The following is a 13,743-nucleotide window of genomic DNA, read 5'->3' on the forward strand; positions in this document are numbered from 1 at the left end:
GCGTGTCACAAAACCAGTTCTGCCAGGACGCCCCCGGTTTCGAGAACCCTCCAGAACGTGCTCGTCACGCCGTTGTATGCTGCACGCGTATACTCACAAACGCCGCCATACATCTAACGGCATTCTGCATCCAACGAGGGAGAAGACATGAAATCGTGGCGTTTTTTGGGAACAAACAAGCCGCTTGAGCTCGCCGAGGTCGACGAACCACACGCCGGACCGGAAGAAGTCGTGGTCACTGTCAAATCCGCCGGTCTCTGCCACTCCGATGTTAGTGCGCTCGACGATCCGGGGTGGATGCCGCTCTTCCCCCGCCTGCCAATGACACTCGGGCACGAGAATTCCGGCATCATCACCGAGGTCGGTTCCGGAAAGATCGGCGACACCTGGAAGGTCGGCGACCGTGTGGGCCTCTCCCCCGTGATGCCCGACGGTGACGCCATCGGCTACGGGGCCTGGGATGGCGGCTTTGGGCCGAAGGTGCGCGCCACCGAGGCCAACCTGGTCGCGCTGCCCGACGAGGTATCCTTCGAGCTCGGCTCAATGGCCACGGACGCCGGGCTCACCTCCTACCACGCCATGATGTCCGTCGGCGGCTGCCGACCGGGGATGAAGGTCGGCGTGATCGGTCTGGGCGGTCTCGGCTACATCGGTGCACGCGTTGCCGTGCTCACCGGCGCCGAGGTGTATGCGGCCGAGGTGAACCCCGAAACGCAGAAACTCGCCGAGGAGATCGGCCTGGCCGGGGTCGCCAACTCTATTGACGAGTTTAAGGATAAGGGTCTGGAACTCATCGTGGACTACGCGGGCTTTGGCACCACCACCTCGGCGGCCGTTGAGACGCTCGCCGAGTTCGGCACGCTTGTACAGGTGGGGATGGGCCGGCTCGAATCAACCATCAACACCTACCCGATCATCATCAACCAGCTCTCCATCAAGGGCTCCAAATCGGGCACGAAAGAAGACCTGGCAGCGCTCTACGAGCTCATGAAGTCGGGCGACCTCAACCCGCCCATCACCCCCATCACCTTCGATCAGATTCCGGAGGCACTGGATAAGCTACGCGCCGGCGGCGTCATCGGCCGGTTCATCGTCACCTACGAGTAGGTCACCGGCGGGCACCATCCCACGGCCCAGACGAAAAGAGTGGTGGCCCGGCATCTCTGCCGGGCCACCACTCCCGCGTCAACAGCTACTCGTACCGCAGCGCGTCAATCGGGTTCAGCCGGGCCGCCCGCCGCGCCGGCAGCGTGCCCGCGAGGAACGTGATGACCAGGATGATCCCCACGATCACCGCGAGGGAAGCCAGCGGGAACAGCATCAGGTCGAAGCCGGGCAAGTCCTTCAGGAACGACTCGGCGGCCACCTGGTTGACCGCTTGACCCACACCCCACGCGGCGAGGATACCGAGCACACTCCCCCACAGGCCCAGGAGCATCGCCTCGATACTGAACAGCGAGAATACCCGCCCGGAGGACAGTCCGCCCGCTTTCATCAGCCCGATCTCCTTGGTGCGGTCCTGCACCGACATGTACAGCGTATTGATGACACCGAGGCTCGCCGCGAGCAGCGCGATCACGCCGAACACGGTGAGAACCGTGGTGATGGCGTCAAAGATTTGCTTTGCGATCCCGATCTGGTCCTCCACCGTCATCCCCTGGAAACCCAGGTCGGAGAGGTCTGCCTTGATCTGGGTCATCGTTTCCGGGTCCGTATTGGCCGCGTAGAGCACCGCAGCAAAGTAGCTGTCGGTCGCCTCGGCGGGTAGGCCCTGCTGGGCGATGGCCGTGACCTTGTCCTGTAGCGTGTCGTTGACCCAGAGGCGCCCGCCACCCAGGAGCGACTCGTTCATTACGCCGGAGATCTTCGCCTCGACGGTCTGTACCTGCTGGAGCGGGTCGCTCACACCGAGCGTGACCGTCGCTCCCACAGCGTCCTTGTTCGTGTCAAAACCGAGGGCGATTGCGTACTGGGGCGAAATGATAATCTCAGGCTGAGCGCCCTCCTTCGGTGCAGAGCCCGCGACCACATCGACCGTCTGGCCGCGCACGAGCTGCTGGGAGGAGAGGACAAATTTGTCACCGTTCGTCTGGATGTAGCTGGGCGAGCTGCCCTCAAACGGCACCGCGGAATCCACGTTCTTGATCGCGGCAATCGCGTCGATATCCGCGTTCGTGAGCGTTGATACCGTTTGGCCGAAGTTGGTCTGGGCCTTCGGGTCGTACACGGCCGGGCCGTCACCGTCGTCCTCGGCGGCCACGCTCACCTGCATGAGGTTGGGCGCGCCGAAGCCGTCCGTCTGCTTGTCGAGATAGGTCGATACGCCCGCGCCAATCGCGGTCGTGAGCGTGATCGTGAAGGCGGCGACAAAGATCGCCACGATCGTGAGAATGCTGCGCGTCTTGTTGCGCCACATGCCACCGGAGGCCATACCCAGGATGTCTGCAAACCTCATGCTGCGGCCCCGCTCTCCGACACGATCTGGCCGTCGCTGAGGAAGATCTGCCGGTCGAAGCGGGCCGCGAACTCGGGATCGTGCGTCACCACGACGAGCGTGATCCCCTTCTGCTTGTTCAGGTCAAAGAGCATCTGCTCTACCTGCTCACCCGTGTGGGTGTCGAGGTTACCGGTGGGCTCGTCCGCAAAGATGATGCGCGGCTCGTTGACGAGCGCACGGGCGATCACGACGCGCTGCTTCTGGCCACCGGACAGGTCGTTGGCACGGTTTTTGATCTTATCGCTCAGGCCGACGGCCTCCAGCGCCGCGCGGGCGCGCTTCTTACGCTCTGCCGGGCGCACACCGCCGATCACGAGCGGCAGCATCACGTTGTCGAGCACGCTCTGGCGTCCGTTGAGGAAAAATTGCTGGAACACAAAGCCGTAGTAGCTGTTGCGCATCTTGTTCACCTCGACGGCGCGAAGGCTACTAACATCCCGGTCGTCCAGGCGGATACTGCCCTCATCGGGGGTGTCTAGTAGGGCGAGGAGATGCATCAGGGTCGATTTGCCGGAGCCGGACTTGCCCACGATGGCGATGCTCTCCCCCTGCCTGATGTCGAGGCTCACACCGCGCAGGGCGTGGAACGCGTTCTCCTTCTTGCCGTAGGTCTTACGCACGTTGACCGCGCTGATGGCGGTCGCTGAACTGGGAGTATCCACTCGGATCCTTACTGTGGGAGGGCCGCCCGGACGGGCGGAGAAGTGGGCGCGGCGACGCGCCCACGGCCAGCGTATTGTCTGGAGGGGTTTTGGTCTATCAGGGGATCCACCCATTTTTTACGGGGGTTAACCCCCGTATGGGACGGTCGCAGTCCGGTAACCGACTACAACCGAGTCACAATCCGCTCCCGCTGGAAGCGACCCACCACGCACACAAACACCACAACGTCCACGACCAGCAGCGCGGCAGCCACGATGAGTGCGACGGACACGTCAAACAGCAGCAGCCCGGTGGCTTGGCCCACCACGAGCGCGATAACGGGCAGCACGATCAGCATGGCGGAGCCCTGGGCATCCTGCATCGAGGTCGAACGCCCCGACACCGCCACAATCAGACAGGTCGCGAGAAAAGACACGAGCGGGACAAGCACGATGATGATCACGGCCCACGTCCACGTGGGGAAGAACATTCCGCCGAGGATGGGGCCGCCGAGCACGTTGACGAGCAGGGTGTAGATCAGGAACGACCCCCAGGTGAGCAGCACGGCGGGAACAACCGAGACGAGCACCTTACCGAGCACCAGCTCGCGGTCGGTGAGTGGGGTGTAGAGCAGACCCTCAATCGTGCGGCGCTCCTTCTCCCCCACAAAGCTGGAGCTCGCCATAATGCTCGCGACCATCACCGGGATGAGCAGGAAAAACGGGGCCATAAAGTACACGATAACCGCGTAAATGATGAGCTGCCGGGTGCTGTACCCGTCCGGGGTGATTCCCACGGGGAGGTTGTCGATGAAGGCCTGCAACCCGTTAACGGTGGCCAGCAGGGCGGGGTTGTTGCCCAGCAGAATAATGGCCGTGGGGATGATGATGACAAAAACGAGTGGCAGAACGAGAAGGGGCACCGTGGCCTGTTTATTCCGGGAAAGTTCCCGCCAATCCTTGCGTATGAGGGCGCGGACCCGCTGGCGATTCATCATGAGGGGCTCCCGTCGTTGAGGGTGGCAAAGTAGAGGTCCTGAATGGTGGGATACTGCGGCACGACCGCCCGCACCCCGAGCCCGTCCCGGACAAGACGCGCGATAACGCGAGAGATGGCTTCGTCCTCCGGCACGGCAAACTCACAGTGGTCACCCGTCACCACGACCTCCGCCTCGGCACCAATGACCGCGGTGATCGCGGCGCGCACTGCGGCGGGATCCCCCGCGGCCGAGAGACGGTAGCGCTTCTCGGGCCAGCGTCGGCGCAGCAGACTCTGCACCTCCCCCGTGATGACCAACCGGCCCTGACGGATGATACCGAGTTCGTCACACAGCGACTCCAGACCGTGCAATTGGTGGGTGCAGATAATCAGGGTCGTGTTAAGGGTGCGGATCATCTCTTTCAAGTAGTCGATCAGGTCAGCGGAGGCCTCAGGGTCAAGCCCCGCTGTGGGCTCGTCGAGGAACAGGAGGTCGGGCTCGTGCAGCACCGCTCGCCCCACGGACAATTTCTGACGCATACCCTTGCTCAGCTGGCCCACGAGTGAGTCCACCCGCTCCGACAGCCCGAGCACCTCAAGCACCTCCCCCGCTTTCTGCCGCACGACCGCCGGCGCCAGCCCATACAGCTCGCCCCAGATCTGGAGATTGTCGCGTACGCTGAGCGACTCGTACAGATTCGTGTCGGTCTGCACGCCAATCCGGCCGCGCAGGGCGTCGGCGCTGGCAGTATCGAGCCGCTGCCCGAAAAGCGTGACCGTACCGCCTGTGGGGCGCAGGAGACCCGTGAGCATTCGGACGGTCGTGGTTTTGCCCGAGCCGTTGGGCCCCAGCAGGCCGAAGGCTCGGCCGGTGGGCACGCGGAAGGACAGGTTAGACACGGCCTCACGCTCCGCGAAGCGCTTGGTCAGGCCGGACGCGACGAGCGCGTCGGTGGGGCTAGTCATCGGCAAGAATCTCTCTTTCTTTCAGTCCATTAATCAGGCTCGCGGCGGTCTCCGAGTCTGAGACGGTGATCACGAAGGTTCGACCGGTGCGCAGATGAACGGCGAGCGCGGGCCCACCGGCGGTAATCACGCCGAACCGTGAGCGTGCACCCCAGCGCAGACCCCAGCCACCGAAGTCGGGCAGAGGGCTGATGCGGATCACCTCAGCGCGGTCAATTCGGTCGAGCGGATAGCGAAACTGCGGTCGGCCGATAATGGGTCTCGCCCGGAGGCCTGCGGCATCAACTGACACCCGCCACGGTGCCAGCACGGCCACGCATATGCAGGTACCCATCGTCACGTTGGCCACCCCAGTGACCGTGTGATCGGGCAGCAACGCCCAGACCGCCGCGGCGGTGATGAACACCCAGAGCAGCGTGATACTGCGGGTTGCCGCGGACCAGTGGACCCGCTGCGTGGCGCTCAGACGCAGTGCAGTCGGGGCACCCCGGAGGGGGGCAGCCCGGGTGAGGGCGGCAACCGCCCCACCCGGAATGAGGAGAAGCGCGGAGAGGACCAGAGCCGCACCCGCCGCAACAACAACCCAGAGAGAAACCTGCCCTGGTGCCGGCCTGGCCTGCTGCCAGGTCGGCAGGTACACCGCGAGAAGGAGGAGTGCCGCGAGAAGCGGGCCCCAGGAGGCTCGCAGGCGCACGTGGCCCACGGTGACGTCTTCCGACAGGAGTTGCACGGCGGCTGTCGTCGTATGGATCGCGACCAGGAGGGTTACGACGGGCGGGAAGAGGATGGCAGCCCAGAGCCCCAGCGGCTCCGTCGGGGCACTCCCGAGACTTGTGCCCAGCATGATCGTGTCGGGAAGACGCGGGGTCACGGCCGCGGTCCCTGCCGCCGCGAGCATCATGAGCGCGACGGGCGCGACGAGCCCCACCGCGACAAGCCGCCGGGTGAGCATCATGAGCTCGTCGAGGGGTGCGGCGTCGGGACGCCGTGCGGTCACGGTCACGCGGAGGACTCTTTGACCAGTCGAGACAGAATCTCGGGCGAAATACCCAGCTCCCGGGCCTCCGTGACCAGGTTGTTCACGGCGACGGAGAGCTGGACGAGGTTATCGGCCTGTGCCGTCACGGTTGCCCCGCGGCCGCGGCGCAGCTCGACCAGGCCCTCGTCACGCAGCATCTGGTAGGCATGTAGGACGGTGTTGCGGTTCACCGCAAGGGAGGCACACAGATCTTTCGCCGTCGGCATCCGATCACCGCGGCGAATCGTGCCCGTGACGATACCCGTGCGAACCGCCGCGGCGATCTGCTCAAAGAGCGGAGAATCATTGGTCTCGTCAATCGTGATCAGCATGAGCGCGCGTTCTTCCTCTCCGTATGATGCAAGCTTTCGACAAGCAGTTTGTATAGTCCTATTTCAACTAGGACTATACGCCACGCGAGGAGCACCACCAAATGCGTCGCTATTCGACCGTGAGAACGAGCGGCATCCTCCTCTGGTAGGAAAGATCAACCGCCACCACCCAGAGAAGCGTGAGTGGCTTGTAGCGTGAAAGCATGACAGTTATCCGACTCCCCCACCCCACGAATATTCCAGGCTGGCTCGCTCGCAGTGGCCCCTTCCTCCTGCCCGTGACCGCGGTGGTATTTATCGTCCTCTGGATTTTTGCCGAGACCGGCCGAATCGGCACGACCGGTGACGGCGACTTCTTCCCGATCGTCAGATTCTTTCTTCCGCTCCTCCTCCTGGGGCTATCCATCGCGCTCAGCCACGTTCAGCCCCTCGCCGCCATGCCCCTCGCACTCGTGACGCTGATCGTACAGTCGCTACCCGGGTTCACCACTTTTGGCAGCACCATGTGGCCGGCCTACCTGGGGCTTATCATCGTGTCGGTCCAGGCGGGGCACTCAGCCCGACCCACCATCCGTGGAATATCACTCGCCTTCTCACTGGCCACCGGCCTCGCCGTGGCCACAATACTCGCCCGCATCCCTGACGAGCCAGCACCCTCCCCCACCGCAACCTATCTCCTCTACGGCACGGTCCTGTTGGTCGCACTCGTCCCCTGCCTGGCCGCTATCCTTCTCCGGCTCTGGCGTCAACGCAACGACACACACGCTCAACTCGCCGAGATTACGCGGAGCCTAGCGACCGTAGAATCCGAACTGGCCGTTACGACCGAACGCAGCCGCATCGCCCACGATGTCCACGACATCATGGCGCACTCCCTCGCCGTCATCATCGCCCAGGCTGACGGGGCGCGCTACGCACGTCACAGCCAGCCCGAGGTGATGCGGGAGTCACTGGAGAACATCGCAACCTCTGCCCGGTCCTCCTTCACCGAGGTACGCGCCCTCATAGATTGGCTGACCAACGAGGTGAGCGATACCGGACAACCACAGCTCACCGATCTCCCCGAGCTCTACGAGCGGATGCGTACGGCCGGTCTGACGATCCTCACGGAAGAGTTGGGTGAGACGACCCCACTACCGGCCAGCCGCGAATTAGCCACATACCGCATCGTGCAGGAGAGCCTCACCAACGCACTCCGGCACGGCAACACGAGCGAACCTGTGCGCGTGGTGATCGATTGGCACGGCGCGGGGCTCTCGGTATCGATCACCTCGCACGCAGCAGATGACGCCGCAGCTGTACCGGCCGGGCGCGGCATCCGGGGCATGATGGAGCGGGCACGACTCACCGGGGGCTGGCTGGCGGCAGGACTCGACCCGACTCCCCCGCGGACCTTCCTCGTGACGGCGTTCATCCCCACCGCCGAGGAGAGCACTGAAACAAAAAAACCCCGTGACCACTCGCGTCGAGACGACCAGCACCGAAACAGGAACAGCATGAACCCCATATCTCCCATCCGTGTGCTCGTGGTTGACGACCAACAACTCTTCTGCGCCGGCATCTCTCTGCTCATCAATTCGCAAAATGACCTCACGGTAGTGGGGATGGCACACGATGGACTCGCGGCGGTCGAACTCGCGGCAACGTCAACCCCCGATGTGATCCTGATGGACGTAAGAATGCCACTGCTGAACGGTATCGAGGCGACGGCCCGTATCCTCCGGGCCGCGGGTGGGGAGACTCCCCCACCACGCGTTGTGGTACTCACCACGTTTCAGCGCGACGGGGCTGTCGCCCACGCGATCCGGGCGGGGGCCAGCGGGTTCCTCTTGAAAGACGCCCACCCCGACTTTGTGCTGGCCAGCATCCGGGCCGTACACGAGGGACAGTCGGTGATTGCGGCCTCGGCCACCGCAGACATCCTGCGACATAACTCGCGGGCGGCCGACGCCGCTTCGCCGTCGTCGCGCGGAGCCGAAGAGGCCATCGAGATCCTCTCTCCCCGAGAGAAAGAGATCTACCTACTCGTAGCGAAGGGGCTGAGTAACGGCGATATTGCCCGGGCCGCTTTCATCGGGGAGACAACTGTGAAGAGCCACGTCGGCAGCATTCTCACCAAGCTAGGGGTGATGTCGCGGGCACAGATTATCGCGCACGCCTACGATAACAGGCTGATCGGCTAGCGACCAGGACTCTCACCTACGCAGCCCATTGCGCACCCACACCGAAACGGCGGCGCACGTTAGCCACGTAACCGCGCCCGCAACCCACTCTTCACCGCGGGCCACTCCGAACTGATGATCGAAAAAAGCACGGTATCTCGCAGGGTGCCATCGCGCCACACCTGGTGGTTGCGCAGCACACCGTCCTGCTTGGCTCCGAGACGTGCGATCGCGGCGCGCGATTGGTGATTGTGCCAGTGCGTCATCAGCACCACAGACAGCGCCCCACACGTCTCAAACGCGTGCGTCAGAATCAGCAGCTTGGCCTCGGGGTTGATACCGACCCCCTGGGCGGCCTTGCCCAGCCAGGTGTATCCCACCTCAACCCGCCGGTGCTGCTCCTGCGGGTTGTAAAAGCTCGTCATACCAACGGCACGGCCGCTGAGGGTGTCGATAACCGCCCACGGCATCATCTGCCCCTCCGCACGGAGCGCGAGGCGGCGGTCGATCTCATCGGCCATACCCTCGGGTGAGGGGATACTCGTGTACCAGGTGTCCCAGAGCCTCCCCTCCGCGACGGCCTCGGCGAGATCATCGCGATGCCTCGGCGAGAGCGGTTCCAGCGTGATGCGCGGGCCGGTCAGGGTGGCGGGGGCCAAAAAACTCATGAGCCGATTGTAGCCTCGGATGCTCGATCCCTCCCGCACGCGACAGAAAACCATTGACATGCCGCGGTTTCTGGCGGAGGGTAGAGGAACAGCCGGACCCTCCACGTTTCACTCCGCACCGCCGTTGAAGCGATCCCGGATGAGTGGACGCATTCAGCGCCGGGAGGGCCGCATGGCACACGTAACGCAGGGCAATCGTTCCTCACTGAATCTCAGTACCCGCTCTGCCCACGACCCCGCAACGGGTCATTACCCTGCCCGATAGACCACCCTGTGGCACCGGGCGATAACAGGATCCGCCCGGTTCCGCAGAGAGGGACCGCTGGCGTAGTTAAACGCGCCGAGGATACTCCGCACGGTATGTCAGAATATTGACGTGAATTCTCCCGAGAGCACAGAACCGGCCATACCCGCACCCGCCGTCAGCGGACTCATCCACCACACCAATGCACTGATACGCGCTCGGTTAGACGCGATCCTACGACCTCACGAACTCACCGCGCCGCAGTACACCTGCCTACGTATTCTGCACCGGATGCCCAACATCTCCAGCGCGGAGCTGGCGCGGCGCGCCTATGTGAGCCGTCAATCGATGAATATGCTGCTGCGCACGCTCGATCAACGCGGGCTGGTGCAGCGCGCCACCATTCCCGCCCTGGGTCGTGTCTTGCCCACAACGATCTCTCCCACCGGCCGCGAGCTAATAGAGCGAGTCAGCGAAGAGGTTGACTCCCTCGAACACCGGATGACAGCCGCACTCACGGGTGCCCAGGTTGACGCGCTCCGTGAAGCGCTCAGAAGCTGTCAGACACAGCTCGGGGCGGCGAGCACCCCGGATCAGAGCACACAATAGCCGAGGAAGCCAGAGAATCACGGCACCCACCAACCCCCTCCCTCTCTGGGAGCCCCCTCTGCACTGCGACCCCCGCTAGGAGCGAACGAGCCGCCCAATCGCCGCCGAGGCCTCGGCCAGCTTTGCCTCCGCCTCCGGGCCGCCATTCTTCGCCGCATCCAGCACGCAGTGGTTCAGGTGATCGTCCATCAAGCCAAGGGCCACGTTTTGCAGGGCCTTGGTGATAGCCGAAATCTGAGTGAGAATGTCGATGCAGTACTGCTCCTCGTCCACCATCCGCTGCACCCCCCTGGCTTGCCCCTCAATGCGACGCAAACGCTTGAGATACACCTCCTTGTCGGTGATGTAGCCGTGGTGGGCATGGTCGCCACCCACCGTGTCAATCGTGTCGGTCATAGTACTTCTCATTTCTCCGATGAACGGTAACGGCGCGGATGGTGGAATAACCGCGGGAACAGCGTGCCCCGAGCCTAACGGCACTGGGCATCAAGTATCCGAGCCCGGCCGAAACCTGCGCAGTCGCAGGCTATTACCCACCACAAAAACGCTGGAGAAGGCCATTGCTGCCCCGGCGAGCATCGGATTAAGCAGGCCCAGCGCGGCGAGCGGGATCGCCGCGGTATTGTAGGCAAACGCCCAAAACAGGTTTACCTTGATGGTACGCAGCGTGGATCGCGACAGCCGGATGGCATCGGCAACCGAGCGCAGGTCGCCCCGCACGAGCGTAATATCGCTCGCTTCGATGGCGGCATCGGTGCCCGTACCCATCGCGAGCCCCAGGTCGGCCTGGGCCAGCGCGGCGGCATCGTTCACCCCATCGCCCACCATCGCAACTACGCGCCCCTCCCGCTGAAGCTCACGAATCACCCGCACCTTATCGGCCGGCAGCACCTCTGAGATCACCCGATGGATGCCGACCTCAGCCGCAACGTGCCGGGCCACGGTGTCGTTATCCCCCGTGAGCAGGACAGGCTCCAGACCGAGGGCGGTCAGCCGGGTGACGGCCTCTGCGCTGGTCTCTTTGAGCGCATCGGTGACCATCAGCACGGCGCGGGCCGCGCCCGCCCAGGCCACCACAATCGCGGTGGTACCGGAGTCCTCCGCGGCAGCCTTCGCCTCGGCCAGCTCGACGGGGAGCGAATCGCCAACGAGAGCGCCACGTCCGGCGAGCACAGAAATACCGTCAACGATCCCTGCAACGCCCAGACCGGCACGGTTACTAAAATCGGTCACCGGAGGCAGGCTACCCAACTCGGCAACGGCACCCGCGGCGATGGCACGGGCGATGGGATGTTCTGAGGCCTGTTCAAGCGCACCGGCGAATCTCAGCGCCTCGTATCTGCTGACCCCCACGGCGGTGACCACATTAATGAGCGTCATCTGCCCGGTCGTCACGGTGCCGGTCTTGTCGAGCACAATCGTGTCAACCGCGCGGGTGGATTCCAGCACCTCGGGCCCGCGGATCAGGATGCCCAGCTGAGCTCCCCGCCCGGTCCCCACAAGAAGCGCGGTCGGGGTCGCAAGCCCCAGGGCACAGGGGCAGGCAATAATCAGCACTGCCACCGCCGTGCTGAAAGCAAAGGCAGCGGTACCACCAACCAGCAGCCAGACCACCAGTACCACGAGGGCAATCCCGATCACAATGGGCACAAAAACCCCGGAGATTCGGTCTGCTAGGCGCTGCACCTGGGCCTTGCCGTTCTGGGCCTCCGCCACGAGTGCGGCCATCCGAGCCAACTGTGTCTCCGCGCCAACTGAGGTGGCCCGCACCACAAGCCGCCCACCCGCGTTCACCGTCGCCCCGGCAATCTCGTCGCCCACGACCACCTCAACGGGAACGGACTCGCCGGTCAACATACTCGCATCGACGGCCGAACTCCCCTCGACAACCACACCGTCGGTGGCAATCTTCTCACCGGGGCGCACCACAAAACGCGTGCCCACGGCGAGAGTCTCAGCGGAGACTCGTTCCTCAGACCCGTCCGGCAGCAGCACGGTGACCTCTTTCGCGCCCAGCTCAAGGAGTGCGCGGAGGGCGGCACCGGCCTGGCGTTTCGAACGCTTCTCGAAGTAGCGTCCCGCGAGAACAAACATGGTAACGCCCGCGGCGACCTCCAGGTAGATATTTGCCGAGGCCTCCGTTCGGCTGATGGTCAGCTCAAACGCGTGGGTCATCCCCGGCTCCCCAGCCATCCCCCAGACGAGCGCGTAGACGGACCAGGCGTAGGCGGCGAGGGTGCCCATCGAGATCAGGGTGTCCATCGTGGCCGAGCCGTGACGCAGGTTAGCCCAGGCCGCACGGTGGAAGGGCCAGGCCGCCCACAGCACAACGGGGGTGGCGAGGGCCAGCACCACCCATTGCCAATAGATGAACTGGAAGATAGGGAACATGGAGATCAGAATGACCGGAACGGCCAGCACCACGCTACCGAAGAGTCGGCGCCGCAGGGATCGCAGTTCGGTGTCCTGGGGGGAACCCGCCGCCTCGCCCGCAGACGGGGCCGGAAGCATGGCCGCGTAGCCGGCATTTTCCACCGCGGTGATGAGCGCCGCAGTGTCCAGTACGACCGGGTAGGTGACCTTGGCTTTCTCTGTTGCGTAGTTCACACTCGCGGTGACACCGTCGAGCTTGTTCAGCGTGCGCTCAATGCGGTTGGCGCACGACGCACAGGTCATGCCGGTAATGCTCAGTTCAGCGCTCTCCAGGGGGAGGGCCGTGTCTGGGGCCTGGGGATTTGTCATGGTTATTTTCCTTTGTACGTTGTGGGCGATAACCCGCCGGTCAGTGACCCGCAGTATTAGACACGGACGGCCGTGTACCCCGCCTCCCGCACGGCCTCAATCACCTCGGTATCGGCGAGCGGTTCCGCCGAGGTGACGCTCAGCACGCCCGTATCCGCGCTCACCCGGACGTCACTCACCCCGATGATTTTCTCGACCTCTTCGGTCACGGACATTTCGCAGTGTCCGCAGGTCATTCCGGCCACGGTGAAAGTGGTTGTTGTCATGGGTTTTCTCCTCACACGATGCGATACTCCCAGGGGGTATCTAATAACATATTTTCAATATACCCCCTGGGGGTATTAAAGGCAATGTGTTCGCACAAAATGGCGGTGCACACCCAGATGATGCACACCGCCACGAAACCCGCCCACCGCTACTCCAGCTGCCCCAGCCACCCGGGCGCGGATATCCCCGAGGTACCCTCCGGTAACCGCCAGCACAGGCAAAACGGATGCCCAGCCGGGTCACGGTACACCCGAAAACGGGGCGCATACCCGGGGGCCGGATGCGGAAGACCCGTCCTCGTCGCACCCGCCGCAAGCACCTCACGCTCAGCCGCCTCAATATCCTCCACAAACACATCAAGGTGTATCTGCTGAGGGATACCCGGCTCGGGCCAGGTGGGCACCACCAGGTTGGTGGCCCGTTGAAACGCAAGATCGTTACCCCGCGGCACGCGTAACTCCACCCACTCGCCGTACCCCTCGTCCTCACGGGAAATATCCCCGCCCAGAAGAGCCCGGTAAAACCGGGCCAGCACCAGCGGATCCGGACAATCAAGAACGGTGTAGTCACCATATCCGATAGCAACCATGCGCCCCTCCTCAGGTGGTATGTGCGGGT

The 13,743-nt window shown here is 63.9% G+C and carries 14 protein-coding genes; 3 read left to right on the plus strand and 11 right to left on the minus strand.

What is annotated here, in order from left to right:
• Window positions 1-147 precede the first annotated feature (147 nt).
• On the plus strand, window positions 148-1,107 hold the full coding sequence (locus FB466_RS00250) for a zinc-binding dehydrogenase (RefSeq protein ID WP_141914928.1): 960 nt from the start codon (window positions 148-150) through the stop codon (window positions 1,105-1,107).
• Between the two features lie 85 nt (window positions 1,108-1,192).
• Here the strand turns inward: FB466_RS00250 and FB466_RS00255 are convergent, their stop codons facing one another.
• From FB466_RS00255 to FB466_RS00280, 6 genes are all read right to left on the minus strand, one after another.
• Window positions 1,193-2,455, minus strand: coding sequence for an ABC transporter permease (locus tag FB466_RS00255; RefSeq protein ID WP_141914929.1), 1,263 nt, complete (start codon window positions 2,453-2,455; stop codon window positions 1,193-1,195).
• Window positions 2,452-3,159 carry an ABC transporter ATP-binding protein gene (locus FB466_RS00260; RefSeq protein WP_246054468.1) on the minus strand — a complete coding sequence of 236 codons (708 nt, stop codon included), beginning with the start codon at window positions 3,157-3,159 and terminating at the stop codon, window positions 2,452-2,454. The genes FB466_RS00255 and FB466_RS00260 overlap by 4 nt, the downstream gene beginning before the upstream one ends.
• Before the next feature lie 164 nt (window positions 3,160-3,323).
• Window positions 3,324-4,136, minus strand: coding sequence for an ABC transporter permease subunit (locus FB466_RS00265; protein ID WP_141914933.1), 813 nt, complete (start codon window positions 4,134-4,136; stop codon window positions 3,324-3,326).
• The gene (locus FB466_RS00270; protein ID WP_141914935.1) at window positions 4,133-5,083 is read right to left on the minus strand and encodes an ABC transporter ATP-binding protein; all 951 of its coding nucleotides are present in this window, start codon (window positions 5,081-5,083) and stop codon (window positions 4,133-4,135) included. The genes FB466_RS00265 and FB466_RS00270 overlap by 4 nt, the downstream gene beginning before the upstream one ends.
• On the minus strand, window positions 5,076-6,086 hold the full coding sequence (locus tag FB466_RS00275; protein ID WP_141914937.1) for a hypothetical protein: 1,011 nt from the start codon (window positions 6,084-6,086) through the stop codon (window positions 5,076-5,078). The genes FB466_RS00270 and FB466_RS00275 overlap by 8 nt, the downstream gene beginning before the upstream one ends.
• Window positions 6,083-6,433, minus strand: a complete 351-nt coding sequence (locus tag FB466_RS00280; protein WP_141914938.1) for a GntR family transcriptional regulator — start codon at window positions 6,431-6,433, stop codon at window positions 6,083-6,085. Before FB466_RS00280 ends, FB466_RS00275 begins: the two co-directional genes overlap by 4 nt.
• A 203-nt stretch (window positions 6,434-6,636) precedes the next feature.
• On the opposite strand from FB466_RS00280, the gene FB466_RS13935 reads away from it, so the two are divergent.
• Window positions 6,637-8,616: a helix-turn-helix transcriptional regulator gene (locus tag FB466_RS13935; RefSeq protein ID WP_141914940.1), complete on the plus strand. Its 1,980-nt coding sequence runs from the start codon at window positions 6,637-6,639 to the stop codon at window positions 8,614-8,616.
• A gap of 59 nt (window positions 8,617-8,675) precedes the next feature.
• On the opposite strand, the gene FB466_RS00290 is transcribed toward FB466_RS13935, so the two are convergent.
• Window positions 8,676-9,263, minus strand: coding sequence for a GNAT family N-acetyltransferase (locus FB466_RS00290; RefSeq protein WP_141914941.1), 588 nt, complete (start codon window positions 9,261-9,263; stop codon window positions 8,676-8,678).
• Window positions 9,264-9,639: 376 nt separating this feature from the next.
• On the opposite strand from FB466_RS00290, the gene FB466_RS00295 reads away from it, so the two are divergent.
• A complete protein-coding gene (locus FB466_RS00295) occupies window positions 9,640-10,116 on the plus strand; it encodes a MarR family winged helix-turn-helix transcriptional regulator (RefSeq protein WP_141914943.1) in 477 nt (158 codons plus the stop codon).
• 75 nt (window positions 10,117-10,191) lie between these two features.
• Here the strand turns inward: FB466_RS00295 and FB466_RS00300 are convergent, their stop codons facing one another.
• The 4 genes from FB466_RS00300 to FB466_RS00315 all read right to left on the minus strand — a co-directional run bounded on the left by FB466_RS00300 (window position 10,192) and on the right by FB466_RS00315 (window position 13,714).
• A complete protein-coding gene (locus FB466_RS00300; protein ID WP_141914945.1) occupies window positions 10,192-10,512 on the minus strand; it encodes a metal-sensitive transcriptional regulator in 321 nt (106 codons plus the stop codon).
• A gap of 90 nt (window positions 10,513-10,602) precedes the next feature.
• Window positions 10,603-12,858, minus strand: a complete 2,256-nt coding sequence (locus FB466_RS00305) for a heavy metal translocating P-type ATPase (RefSeq protein WP_141914946.1) — start codon at window positions 12,856-12,858, stop codon at window positions 10,603-10,605.
• A 56-nt stretch (window positions 12,859-12,914) separates the two neighbouring features.
• The gene (locus FB466_RS00310) at window positions 12,915-13,124 is read right to left on the minus strand and encodes a heavy-metal-associated domain-containing protein (protein ID WP_141914948.1); all 210 of its coding nucleotides are present in this window, start codon (window positions 13,122-13,124) and stop codon (window positions 12,915-12,917) included.
• Window positions 13,125-13,273: 149 nt separating this feature from the next.
• A complete protein-coding gene (locus FB466_RS00315) occupies window positions 13,274-13,714 on the minus strand; it encodes a VOC family protein (protein ID WP_141914950.1) in 441 nt (146 codons plus the stop codon).
• Window positions 13,715-13,743: the final 29 nt, after the last annotated feature.

It is taken from the genome of Klugiella xanthotipulae (genome assembly GCF_006716695.1).
GTDB lineage: Bacteria > Actinomycetota > Actinomycetes > Actinomycetales > Microbacteriaceae > Klugiella > Klugiella xanthotipulae.

Excerpts from the sequence above, each read along its gene's own strand:
- FB466_RS00250 (WP_141914928.1), top strand. The coding sequence starts at position 148 with ATGAAATCGTGGCGTTTTTTGGGAACAAACAAGCCGCTTGAGCTCGCC.
- FB466_RS00255 (WP_141914929.1), bottom strand. The coding sequence starts at position 2,455 with ATGAGGTTTGCAGACATCCTGGGTATGGCCTCCGGTGGCATGTGGCGC.
- FB466_RS00265 (WP_141914933.1), bottom strand. The coding sequence starts at position 4,136 with ATGATGAATCGCCAGCGGGTCCGCGCCCTCATACGCAAGGATTGGCGG.
- FB466_RS00270 (WP_141914935.1), bottom strand. The coding sequence starts at position 5,083 with ATGACTAGCCCCACCGACGCGCTCGTCGCGTCCGGCCTGACCAAGCGC.
- FB466_RS00280 (WP_141914938.1), bottom strand. The coding sequence starts at position 6,433 with ATGCTGATCACGATTGACGAGACCAATGATTCTCCGCTCTTTGAGCAG.
- FB466_RS13935 (WP_141914940.1), top strand. The coding sequence starts at position 6,637 with ATGACAGTTATCCGACTCCCCCACCCCACGAATATTCCAGGCTGGCTC.
- FB466_RS00290 (WP_141914941.1), bottom strand. The coding sequence starts at position 9,263 with ATGAGTTTTTTGGCCCCCGCCACCCTGACCGGCCCGCGCATCACGCTG.
- FB466_RS00300 (WP_141914945.1), bottom strand. The coding sequence starts at position 10,512 with ATGACCGACACGATTGACACGGTGGGTGGCGACCATGCCCACCACGGC.
- FB466_RS00305 (WP_141914946.1), bottom strand. The coding sequence starts at position 12,858 with ATGACAAATCCCCAGGCCCCAGACACGGCCCTCCCCCTGGAGAGCGCT.
- FB466_RS00310 (WP_141914948.1), bottom strand. The coding sequence starts at position 13,124 with ATGACAACAACCACTTTCACCGTGGCCGGAATGACCTGCGGACACTGC.
- FB466_RS00315 (WP_141914950.1), bottom strand. The coding sequence starts at position 13,714 with ATGGTTGCTATCGGATATGGTGACTACACCGTTCTTGATTGTCCGGAT.